This is a genomic window from Finegoldia magna (assembly GCF_018371055.1).
In the GTDB taxonomy this organism is placed as follows: Bacteria; Bacillota; Clostridia; order Tissierellales; family Peptoniphilaceae; genus Finegoldia; species Finegoldia magna_I.
Window position 1 is genome coordinate 1 of the sequence record NZ_JAGYZD010000033.1, and the last position, 11,309, is coordinate 11,309.

Sequence of the window (11,309 nt, forward strand, 5' to 3'; positions counted from 1 at the left end):
GCACTAAAATATCTGTGCTTTTAAAAGAAGAAGACGGTGACAAAATTGAATGTGCTGAAGAAGGTGTGGATATTAATTTTCTTATGATTAATAAATTCAACAACCAAATTTTAAATAGATTTTTGAAAGATATGCAACGTGAGAATATTTACATTCCAAACAAATGCGTCACAACTGAGCACAATATAAATTGGCCACTTAAACAACTTCTTTTGGAAAACAAGGAAGAACACGAAGTGATGATGATTTACAAGGAGCTTGCTTCTCTTAGATCACAAGCTATTCAATTGTACAAAGAAAATGACGATGATGAACTTTATGAAACTATCAACGAAGTCACTGAATATATGCAACCAAAAGAATTTGAAAAGGATGAGCTTATCAGAAGATTCAACCATTTAAAGTCAGTTATAGAAAGAATTAGCAATAGCTAATTCTTTTTTTATTTGACACGGTATCACAAGTGTGCTACGATTATGATACAGTATGATACAAGAGGAGGTATGTATGATTACTTTTGAGAATGTGACAAAAAAATATGACAAGAAAATCGCTTTGGATAATTTGAATCTTACAATTAATAGTGGCGAAATCTTCGGTCTTATTGGACATAACGGAGCCGGTAAATCAACTACGATAAAATCCTTAGTTGGTGTTATAAAACCTGAAGAAGGAACTATCAAGATCGATGGCGTCGATGTAAGAGATAATCCAATGGAAGCTAAGAAAAAAATCGGATATGTATCTGACAGTCCAGATATGTTTTTGAAGATGACTCCTTACGAATTTTGGAGATTTGTAGGAACGATTTATGAAGTTGAAGAAAACAAATTCAACGCTACTTGCAAGATGCTTTCCGAAAAATTTGATTTGACAGAATTCTTCCAACCTATCGAATCTTTTTCACATGGTATGAGACAAAAAGTTTTCGTAATAGCTGCTCTGTTATCTGATCCAGATGTGTGGGTATTGGACGAACCGTTGACTGGACTTGACCCACAAAGCTCGTACAATTTGAAGGAAATGATGAGAGAACACGCCAACAAAGGAAATACTGTTTTGTTCTCAACTCATATTTTGGAAATTGCAGAAAAACTTTGCGACAGAATTGGAATTTTGCAAAAAGGAAAACTTATATTCTTGGGTACTGTTCAAGAACTAAAAGATTTACATCCGGATAAATCTTTGGAAGAAATTTATCTTGAAATGATAAAATCACACGATGAGGTTCCAAATGAACAAAACTAAATTAAAAGAATTGATGAAAATCGACTTATTGAATATAAATCCTATGCTCACAGGTCAAATCAGACAGAAGACCAAGCCTGCTGAGAACAAAAGTATTTACAAGAAAATTATCAGACAATATATAATGTCCGCTGTGATGATGCTTGTAATTTACGGACTTATGTTCGGACTTATATTTGATTACAGCAAGGCCCCTAAGGCGTATGATTTGTTCGTGTTTTACTTGGTAATTCTGGGAACTTTGCAAAACTTCATCAGCGTATTCAATCTGTTTTATGAAAACAAGGATTCGTTGAAGATGTCCTACTTCCCAATTAGTCAGAAAGAAATGTTCATATCAAAGACTTTCTTGACAATGTTGAGTTCATTGACAGTTTTAAGTCCGATTTTATTGTTGTCGATAAAGTTTTTCATTGATTTCAAATTCAATATATTCTTGGCAATTTTGTTCGGAATTTTGAATTTCGTAGTTTTATTCGTTTTTACAATAATTCTGAATATTGTCGTTGCAGAGCTTTTGGTGAGAACATCTGCATTGTACAAATTCAACACGCAAATAATGGTTGGACTTAATATTTTCATTCAAATAGTTGCCATTGTGTTTGTAATTTTTATTCAAAATTCAAATATCATGAAAAACACTACAGGACTTGGCCCTATTTCAGGATTACTTCATAATCCATTATCGGCGATTATTTTCATAGCTGTATTGGCAGTTGTTGAAGTGATTTTAGGAAAGGCAATCCTAGAATTCGCATCGAAGAACTTGTACGAACACATGAGCGATATTCAAAACAGAAAAAATTCTGTTAAGAGAACTAAAGTTGACAAAGAACCTAGCAATATCGGCAAGGAAATGTTCAAATACAACAAAATGCTTTTGAGTGATGCTACAACTATCACATCTTGTATTTTATTCCCAGTAATGTTTCCAATAATAATGACATTTACTAGTGCGACTAATATGAGAAGTGAAATCGGGACAAATATTTCCGATTTGCAATCATTTGCTGTTGCACTTAGCATTTCATTTATGTACAGTGTGTTCATTGGACTATTTCCTATGAACCTACAATCTATAATAGTTTCATTAGACGGACAAAATCACGATTATTTGATGAGTCTACCAATGAGTAAGAAAACTTATTTGAATGAAAAAGTAAAGTTTTCATTTACAATAATGGGCGTGTTATCTGCACTTGCAATATTAGGATTTTCCTTATTCTTCAGAGTAAAAGTTTACTTCATAATATTTGCAATTATGTTGAATTTATTATCGATATTTGTATTTTGTAGATTCAAAGTCGCTGGAGATTACAAACACAAATACGTAAATTGGTCGAGCATTTCAGACATAATGAACAGACAATCCAAATTCGCCTACGTTATTAAAATGATGGGACTTTCATTTTTGACGATAGCAATATTCTCATTTGTAATGTTTAGCATCCAATCAGCTCCTATTAAATGGATTCTCATAGGATTATTAATTCCATGGTCGTTAATAGTAATAGGAATTGAACTTTACAATCAAATAGGTTTTTGGAGAAAAATAAAATAGACAAACTAAAATCATCCTCTTTTTAAATCGAGGATGATTTTTTAATATGCTATTAATGTGTAAATTTATTTGTGCTCTTCGTAATATCTTGTTCCCAATACATCAGCTGTCAATACGAAATCTCTTAATCTTTCTGGAGTGATTTCTCCAACTACGTTGTGAATAGTTTCTCCTTCAACACAGGCTTTTTCACAACCTACCATAATATTTTCAGCTTTTATATTCATATCTTTCAAAGTAATTGGAAGTCCTACTTTGTAGCAGAAATCCATTACCTTCATCAATTCATCTTTTGGAGCTGATTCCATCAACAATTGCACAATCGTACCGAAAGCTACGATTTCTCCGTGCATTGCAGAAACACCTTCTATCTCAGTAAATCCGTTGTAGATAGAATGTGCCGCTGCAAGTCCACCATTGTCTGCCCCAACGCCACTTAGATAAGTTGCTGCTTCAATAACTTTTTCAACAGATTCGTTCAACAAATGATTTTCCACAGATTTCTTGGCGATTTCTCCGTGTTCAAACAAAATCTCATTGCACAATTTGCAAAGTGCCATTGCTGATTCACTAATTCCACCATTTTCAAGTGAAGGCGCATCAACTTTTTTGCAACTTCTAGCTTCGTAGTAAGTTCCCAAAGCATCTCCCATACCTGCAACCAAAAATCTCACAGGAGCGTTGGCAATTATTGTAGTATCCACGATTACCATGTTAGGATTATCTGGGTAGAAAATATATCTGTCAAATGTGTGATCGTCATTGTAAATAACTGAAAGTCCGGTACATGGAGCATCAGTCGCTACAACTGTAGGAACTACCAAAACTGGTTTGTTTTCATAAAATGCTGTGGCCTTTGCAGTATCAATAGCAGATCCTCCACCAATTCCAACAACTGCATCGATTTTTTCATCGACGACGATTTTTCTCATTCTCTCTATTTCCCCATTGGAAGAAATCCCTGAGAATATTTCATATTTTCTGAAAGCGTCAGTTCCTTCAAAGCTTTTTTCGATTTTTTCCTTACAATCATTCAATCCTCTTTTTGAAGATACGAACAAAAACCTGTTTCCATAATCTTTTGCGTATTTACCAAATTCATTCAAAGCGTCTTTGCCTTGAACGTATTTTTGAGGTGTTCTAATTAATTTTAACATTTAATTCTCCTTTCGTAATTTTGATAAACAAGGTTATTTATTTAACATTTATGTCCAAATAACCCCTAAAATATTTATACCCAAATAGATAAAACAAAAACAGCGACAAACTTTTATTCGTTTATCGCTGTTTATTTTGAGATTATTTTGGTTGAATGTAATCTGCTAAGAAAAGTTCTTCTGTTCCATCACTTGTAACTCTTACAACTACATCTTCTTGATCTTTATCGTTGTATTGTCTAGTTAATATGATGTCTCCTTTTTCAAAGCTGAAATTATACGGAAATGATTGATTGTAACCTGTTGTCGTGAAATCTTTGAAGTATTCCGTATCTTTAATTCGGTATAATTTTTCGTGAGGATATGTGGAGTACTTGTGGCTTATAATTCCATAATAATCTGCTTCAAATTCTCTTCCATTATATGTGATTTTTTCTGTTGAGATTGGTTTGAGATTTTTACTTTTCAACAAATTAACTGTGTGAAGATTTTTAATTTTATCTTGTATAATCTTCGTCATATAATCGTTAACATAACCCACTCCATTTATATGTGCCAATCCAAAAAATCCAATAACATCTCCTTTTGTCCTGTTATATGTATTCATAAAGTTTTCTGCCATCATTTTGTCTCTGTACTCACTGGCTTTTAAATGATCAACTTTTTCTTTGCCATAGAAATTCTTGCCTTGTTCTATAGCTTTTTCAGTAAGTTCAATATCTTCTTTGTCGCCCTTTTCTTTTGCTAATTTTAGGTAATCCTTGCCGATGATATCATAAGCATGTCCCACATCGACACCGTAGAATCTAATATCATTCATTTCTTTCTTAATAGTTTTATAAAATTCAATAGTGTAATCATAATCATAATTTCCATATTCTTTAAAAAAATCATACATTTTGTTCAAATACTCATCATTATCTGATTTCATCCACAAATTAAGATATTGTGCACAATAATGAGGAGACTCTAGAAAATAATTCCTACCACCTTTTTTGTAGTAATCTCTCAAAATGTTTAATTCTTCATTATAAATAGGTTTTATATCGTGGTCTTCTCCATACAAATACACATCCCTTTTTCCAATGCTGCATGAGCACAACATTAAAAGCGCCATTACAATTGCAAATATTTTCTTCTTCATAAATTCCTCCTGCTTGCTTATACATCCATTCTACCACAAAATAAAAAATCTCCTCAGCAAATAAATTTGCCGAAGAGATTTAAATTCATATTAATGGTGTCTTATTATTTTTGCAGGCATTCCAACAGCTGTGCAATCACTTGGAACATCACTCAAAACAACTGCTCCTGCTCCTATTTTCGCACGATCTCCAATTTTAATCGGCCCCAAAACAGTCGCTCCAGTTCCAATTACAACATTATTTCCTACAATCGGGTGACGTTGGTGTTCTTTTTCGTTGCCAGTACCACCAAGCGTTACGTTATGATAAAAGTGACAATTATCCCCTACAATCGCAGTCTCTCCAATCACAACTGCCATTGCATGATCTATGAACAGATTCTTGCCGATTGTCGCTCCTGGATGAATTTCAATTCCAGTTTTACACCTCGCTCTTTGTGAGAAAAACCTGGCAAGAGTTGTGTGCTTTTTTCTGTAAAAATAATTTGCGATTCTGTGATAGACCAACGCCTTCACTATAGGATACATAAATATCGCTTCTAATTTTGTGCGACATGCAGGATCTTCTTTTAAAATAAAATCACCATATTCAGATAATCTTTTAATTAGCTTCATGTTCAAATAATTCTGTCGACAAGTACCTTTCTCCAGTATCTGGAAGAACAGTAACTATCGGCCCATCAACTTTCTCTAACATTTTTAATGCTCCAGCAACATTTGCCCCCGAAGAAATTCCCACCAAAAGTCCTTCTTCTTTTGCAAGACGTCTTGCCATATCCAAAGCATCGTCACCTTTTACAGTGATAACTTCATCTACCATATCCTTGTCCAAAATTTCTGGAACAAAGTTTGCTCCAATTCCTTGGATTTTGTGTCCACCAGCTTTTCCAGTGCTCAACAACGCCGATTCTTCTGGTTCAATAGCCCACACTTTAACATCATTATTTTTTCCTTTTAAGAAATGTCCTACGCCTGTGACAGTTCCTCCTGTACCAACTCCTGCAATGAATCCCTTAACTTCTGGTAAATCGGAATAAATTTCAGGTCCTGTGTATTTTTCGTGAGCTAAAGTGTTATAAGGATTTGCAAATTGGTTTGGCATAAAATAATCTCCAGTAGCTTCCAATTCCTTCGCCTTATCAACAGCAGCTTGCATTCCACCTTCGCCAGTCAAAATAATTGTCGCACCATAAGCTTGCATCAATTTACGTCTTTCGATAGACATTGATTCTGGCATAACAATTGTAACTTCGTAGTCCAAAGTTTTACCAATCATTGCAATCGCAATTCCCGTGTTACCACTTGTTGGTTCAACAATCTTCATGCCTGGTTTTAATAAACCATCATCAATCGCACCTTTTATCATTTCAAGAGCTGCTCTGTCTTTGATCGAACCAGTTGCATTTTCCTTTTCAACCTTAACATAAATATTTCCATTTCCTATGTTTTTCAATCTAACAAGTCTTGTATTTCCAATAGTATCTAAAATATTTTTCATTTTTCTCTCCTTTGTTTCCATATATAATAAAGCACATTTGATTTTATATCTATAGTTTAATATAATTTAATGAAAAAGTACGTTGTTAAAACAACATAAGGGGTGAATATGGAAATATTAAAATCAGAATTATTTAAAAACTTCTCAAAACAAGAAATCGAACAACTATTAAACTCAAATTTTATTTACCAAAAATCCTACAAAAAATACCAATACATATACAAATCTGGAAACACAACAGACACATTCGGGTTAATACTCAAAGGAAAAGTTAGATTAGAAATCACAAATTATTGGGGAATTAGAATGATACTTTCAAACAGGAACAAATTCCAAATAATCGCAGAGTCCTACGCAATAAGTGGCGAAAAATTAATCATAGATGTAGTTGCAAGTGAAGACTGTGAAATCTTGTTCATAAAAACAAATGAAATTTTCTCAAATCACAACGATTACAACGACAAATTAATCAAAAATCTTCTCCTCATATTATCTAACGACAATTATTCACTATCACAAAAACTTTGCCAATCCTCCTTCAAAAAAATTCGACAAAAACTATCCGTGTACCTAAGCTCTGTCGCCCTAAAAAAAGAAACCAACGAATTTGACATACCATTTAATAGACAAGAACTAGCAGATTACCTAAACGTCGACAGAAGTGCACTATCGAAGGAACTAATGGAAATGAAAAAAGAAGGACTACTTGATTACAACAAAAACCACTTCTCACTCCACAAAAACTTCAAGGAAGAATACTTCTACGTAATCTAGTCAGTTCTAGTCTTACTGAATCTGATTAAGCCAGATTTTCACAAGCGAGATGTTTGCTTGTACGTTAGCAAGCCTTACGTTCTCACGCTAAAATACCCCTATCAAACGATAAGGGCATTCTCTACTTAGTATAATTATTTTAATTCAATATCAACTTTCATTTCTTTATCTATTCCATTACAATCAACTTTAATTACTTTTGTACTTTGTGGAGGATTTTGATAGTAAACAGAATAATAAAAATCATCTGTTAAACTCACTTCATCTTCAGTAATTAACTTTCCAATAAGCTTGTCGCCTCTATAAAGTTCAACAACATTTTTTCCTAACTTCTTCTTGATTTTAGGTTGAATTGAAGGATCTAAGTGAAATAGTCTAGTGTACTTATGTTCTTGTTTGTCCAATGATTTTACAGTATCAATTATCGAAATATTTGATAAGTCTTTGTTAAATCTTATATTCCTTTTGAAAGTAATATTTGAAATTCTTTTAGTCACACCTGACATTTCCCATGGAGAATCTGTTTTTGTTATTTTTACATCCTTACCCTTAAATTTATTTCCATCGTCTACAATTAAAGTATTATGAGCTTCAAAATCTGTTTGGTATTTTGTATGAGGATTAGATTCTTCATATCCATACGAACCAAATTCAGTAAATATATTACCGTCCTTATATAGCCAAAAACTCAAATCATCGTTATGATGGTGAGGATTCTTGATGTAACCACCCCTAAACAAAAGAAAAGCTTTTTTGTCCATATTTTTGTAAATGTCATAACCAGATTCATAATAAGTTTGTCTTTTGTTAGTGTTTCTATTATTTAAAATATCATCACTATAATAATCATTTAGATTAATCTTCATCGACCAGGAATCACCAATATTAGGTATGATTCCACTTGGAAGAAGAGTTTGGTAGGCAAAATCTGCGGATTTTACGTAAATTTCCTTTAATTCATTGTAATTTGGAATCACATTTTCGTCATAATTATCTAAAACTTTTTTTAATTCAGCAACTAACACATAGTGATATTCAGATGAATTTTCCAAATGGACACCATCATTATCAAAGTTATCTTTAATATATTTTTCTATTCTTTTACTGCATATATCTTTTATGTCATCTCTACCATATTTTACTGCATACATAAGACCTGCTTCATCTTGAAAAAACCCATGATTGTTATTACCAGAATAGAAATCAGTAAATGCAAAAAGTTCTGCGGTTTTCTTCAAATTATCGTCAAGCAATTCTTCATCTTTATTAGACAATTTAAAATCTAATTGTTCAGTTTTTTTAATAAAGTTTAGAATATTCGTCATTCTAAGAGCAGTTGTTTCATCATGCCATGACATTTTACTTTTATCAAACTCCATTTGCTCTACAAAAGAAATAATCAATGAATACCCTTCTTTTATATATGAAATATCCTTTGTATCTTCATACGCATTAAAAAAATCGTCTAAAAAAGAAAATCCATAAATCAATCTTTGAAAAGATCTTTCTATATTACTGAAAGCTTTCCAATCTCCATCAAATTTATATGTCTGTTCTTTACCTTTAAAATCAATAACCATTGTACCATTGATAATTTTATCTGCAGTAATTTTTGATTTCGAATTATTTGTTTGCTCAATTTTTTGTTCTGGTTTATTATTTAATTTTTCTTGCCCACAAGCAGACAGAACAATAGACGATAATATAACCAGACATAAAATCCTTAACTTCATATTAACTCCTTGTATGTATTTTTCATATATAATATCAATATTAGCTTACAATAAATCAAATGTATTTGCAATAGAAATAAATAATAGATTAACATATACTTAAGTAAGCCTTGTGCTTTCACGCTAATATCTCAACACTTACGCTCTCACGCAAAAATGCCCCTATCAAACGATAAGGGCATCTCTAATTTTATTGTTCTTTAATTATTTCTTCTGTAACATTAGAAGGAACTTCTTCATATCTCACAAATTCCATTTCAAATTCTCCCCTTGCTTGAGTCATTGATCTCAAATCTATTGAATATTCAAATAATTCTTTATGAGGAGCTTCTGCTATTACGATTTGGTTTCCTTCTTCATCAGATTCCATTCCCAAAATCTTACCACGGCGTTTATTCATATCTCCCATTACATCTCCCATGTATTCTTCAGGGATTTTGATTGTAACTTTCATAATAGGTTCCAACAAAATTGGTTTTGCTTCTTCGATACCTTTTTTGAATGCGATTTGAGCTGCGATTTTGAATGCCATTTCGTTTGAATCTACTGGGTGATATTTTCCATCGTAAAGTATTGCTTTAACACCAACTACTGGATATCCAGCCAATGGACCTTTTTCTAACGATTCTTCCAAGCCTTTTTCAACTGCTGGGAAGAAGTTCTTAGGAACAGCTCCACCGAATACTTCTTCTTCGAATACGAAAGTTTCTTCAGAGTCTGTCAATGGTTCAAATCTAATGAATACATCTGCGAATTGTCCTGCACCACCAGATTGTTTTTTGTGTTTTCCTTCTACATCTGATTTTGCTTTGATAGTTTCACGATATGCTATTCTCAATGGAACAATTTCTGTTTCAACTTGGTATTCGTCTTTTAATCTGTCCATCATTACTTGAAGTTGAACATTTCCACGTCCACCTATAAGCAATTGCTTAGTTTCATTATTTCTTTCAGATACAAAAGACAAATCTTCAGTTTGCAATTTAGTTAATGCACTAGAAATTTTATCGTCATCTGATTTTGATTTTGGTTGAATTGCAAAGAATAATGTTGCAGGTTTTAATTTCAAACGTTTGTAAACAGTCGGATCATTCTTATCAGAAATAGTATCTCCTGTTTCTGTTTCAACTAATTTACTAATCGCACCGATGTCACCTGCGTGAACTTCATCAGTCTTGATTTGTTCCTTGCCACGTAAGAAGAACAAATCTCCAATTTTTTCTTCAGTTTCTTTGCTTGAATTATATATTAAAGTATCTTTGGTTATTTTACCTGAAATAACCTTAAATATTGAAATCTTTCCAACAAAAGGATCCACAATTGTCTTAAATACAACTGCACTCATTGGTTCATCAGCAGAGAACTTACGTTGTTTGTCGTCTGCATGTCTGAATCCGTATTTCGCTCTTTCATCGTCAGGTGTTGGCATGTATTTTTCGATGATTTCTAATAAAACATCAACACCTATTCCAGTAAGAGCACTACCTGCTATAAGTGGTACGCAAGTACCTTCAAGTAACGCTGATACCAAAGCTTTTTTGAATTCTTCGTGTGTAAATTCTTCTCCGTTGAAATATTTTTCCATCAAATCATCATCTGTTTGTGCTACAACTTCACAAATTTCGTCAAACACAACATTAACTTCTTCTACTCTATCTTCAGGAATAGGAACTTCTTTGAATTCAAAACCATTGTATTCAAAAGCTTGTTTGTCTATAACATCAATTACGCCCTTGAAGTCTTCTCCTTCGCCAAGTGTCAAAGTGAATGGAATGATATTCTTACCAAATCTTTCGTGCAAATCACTTACGCACTTGTTGAAGTTAGCGTTTTCTTTGTCCATCTTATTAACAAATATAATTCTTGGAAGATCGATAGATTCTGTATAACGCAATACTTTTTCTGTTCCTACTTCAATTCCATTAACTGCATCTATAACGATAAGCGCTGCTTCAGATGCTCTTAATGATTGGTACACTTCTCTTTCAAAATCAAAATAGCCCGGTGTATCAATGAAATTTATTTTTATGTCGTTGTGTTCAACAGGAATAACAGAGCTGGATATAGAAATACCTCTCTTCATTTCTTGCTTAGAATAGTCAGAAACTGTGTTTTTGTCCTCAACTTTTCCGACTCTGTTAATCACATTGGTTAAGTATAGGCATGCTTCAGTGAGTTGAGTTTTTCCACTTCC

Annotated in this window: 10 protein-coding genes; 4 read left to right on the plus strand and 6 right to left on the minus strand. The window is 32.8% G+C overall.

What is annotated here, in order from left to right; translation table 11 throughout:
• From KHW44_RS02660 to KHW44_RS02670, 3 genes are all read left to right on the plus strand, one after another.
• Positions 1-434: DUF3783 domain-containing protein (locus KHW44_RS02660; RefSeq protein ID WP_304065634.1), on the plus strand; the 434-nt coding region annotated here is incomplete at its 5' end.
• 73 nt (positions 435-507) lie between these two features.
• Complete coding sequence (locus KHW44_RS02665) at positions 508-1,248, plus strand: ABC transporter ATP-binding protein (RefSeq protein WP_278725351.1); 741 nt, start codon at positions 508-510, stop codon at positions 1,246-1,248.
• On the plus strand, positions 1,235-2,809 hold the full coding sequence (locus KHW44_RS02670; protein ID WP_304065640.1) for an antibiotic ABC transporter permease: 1,575 nt from the start codon (positions 1,235-1,237) through the stop codon (positions 2,807-2,809). Before KHW44_RS02665 ends, KHW44_RS02670 begins: the two co-directional genes overlap by 14 nt.
• A 65-nt stretch (positions 2,810-2,874) precedes the next feature.
• Here KHW44_RS02670 and KHW44_RS02675 read toward each other — a convergent pair whose 3' ends face one another.
• The 4 genes from KHW44_RS02675 to cysK all read right to left on the minus strand — a co-directional run bounded on the left by KHW44_RS02675 (position 2,875) and on the right by cysK (position 6,608).
• Positions 2,875-3,966, minus strand: a complete 1,092-nt coding sequence (locus tag KHW44_RS02675; protein WP_304065642.1) for a glycerol dehydrogenase — start codon at positions 3,964-3,966, stop codon at positions 2,875-2,877.
• A gap of 142 nt (positions 3,967-4,108) precedes the next feature.
• Entirely contained in the window at positions 4,109-5,110 is a 1,002-nt protein-coding gene (locus tag KHW44_RS02680) for a hypothetical protein (protein WP_304065645.1), read from the minus strand.
• A 90-nt stretch (positions 5,111-5,200) separates the two neighbouring features.
• Positions 5,201-5,725, minus strand: coding sequence for a serine O-acetyltransferase EpsC (epsC, locus tag KHW44_RS02685; RefSeq protein WP_304065648.1), 525 nt, complete (start codon positions 5,723-5,725; stop codon positions 5,201-5,203).
• Complete coding sequence (gene cysK, locus KHW44_RS02690) at positions 5,712-6,608, minus strand: cysteine synthase A (RefSeq protein ID WP_294685876.1); 897 nt, start codon at positions 6,606-6,608, stop codon at positions 5,712-5,714. Before cysK ends, epsC begins: the two co-directional genes overlap by 14 nt.
• A gap of 108 nt (positions 6,609-6,716) precedes the next feature.
• Here cysK and KHW44_RS02695 point away from each other — a divergent pair, with 108 nt between their 5' ends.
• Entirely contained in the window at positions 6,717-7,382 is a 666-nt protein-coding gene (locus KHW44_RS02695; protein WP_102164269.1) for a Crp/Fnr family transcriptional regulator, read from the plus strand.
• A gap of 134 nt (positions 7,383-7,516) precedes the next feature.
• On the opposite strand, the gene KHW44_RS02700 is transcribed toward KHW44_RS02695, so the two are convergent.
• Positions 7,517-9,115 (minus strand): heparinase II/III family protein, encoded by a 1,599-nt coding sequence (locus KHW44_RS02700; RefSeq protein ID WP_154272419.1) that lies wholly within the window; start codon positions 9,113-9,115, stop codon positions 7,517-7,519.
• Between the two features lie 190 nt (positions 9,116-9,305).
• On the minus strand, positions 9,306-11,309 hold a 2,004-nt coding region (gene fusA, locus KHW44_RS02705), incomplete at its 5' end, for an elongation factor G (protein WP_304065657.1).

Excerpts from the sequence above, each read along its gene's own strand:
- KHW44_RS02680 (WP_304065645.1), bottom strand. The coding sequence starts at position 5,110 with ATGAAGAAGAAAATATTTGCAATTGTAATGGCGCTTTTAATGTTGTGC.
- KHW44_RS02695 (WP_102164269.1), top strand. The coding sequence starts at position 6,717 with ATGGAAATATTAAAATCAGAATTATTTAAAAACTTCTCAAAACAAGAA.
- KHW44_RS02700 (WP_154272419.1), bottom strand. The coding sequence starts at position 9,115 with ATGAAGTTAAGGATTTTATGTCTGGTTATATTATCGTCTATTGTTCTG.
- KHW44_RS02670 (WP_304065640.1), top strand. The coding sequence starts at position 1,235 with ATGAACAAAACTAAATTAAAAGAATTGATGAAAATCGACTTATTGAAT.
- KHW44_RS02675 (WP_304065642.1), bottom strand. The coding sequence starts at position 3,966 with ATGTTAAAATTAATTAGAACACCTCAAAAATACGTTCAAGGCAAAGAC.
- cysK (WP_294685876.1), bottom strand. The coding sequence starts at position 6,608 with ATGAAAAATATTTTAGATACTATTGGAAATACAAGACTTGTTAGATTG.
- KHW44_RS02665 (WP_278725351.1), top strand. The coding sequence starts at position 508 with ATGATTACTTTTGAGAATGTGACAAAAAAATATGACAAGAAAATCGCT.
- epsC (WP_304065648.1), bottom strand. The coding sequence starts at position 5,725 with ATGAAGCTAATTAAAAGATTATCTGAATATGGTGATTTTATTTTAAAA.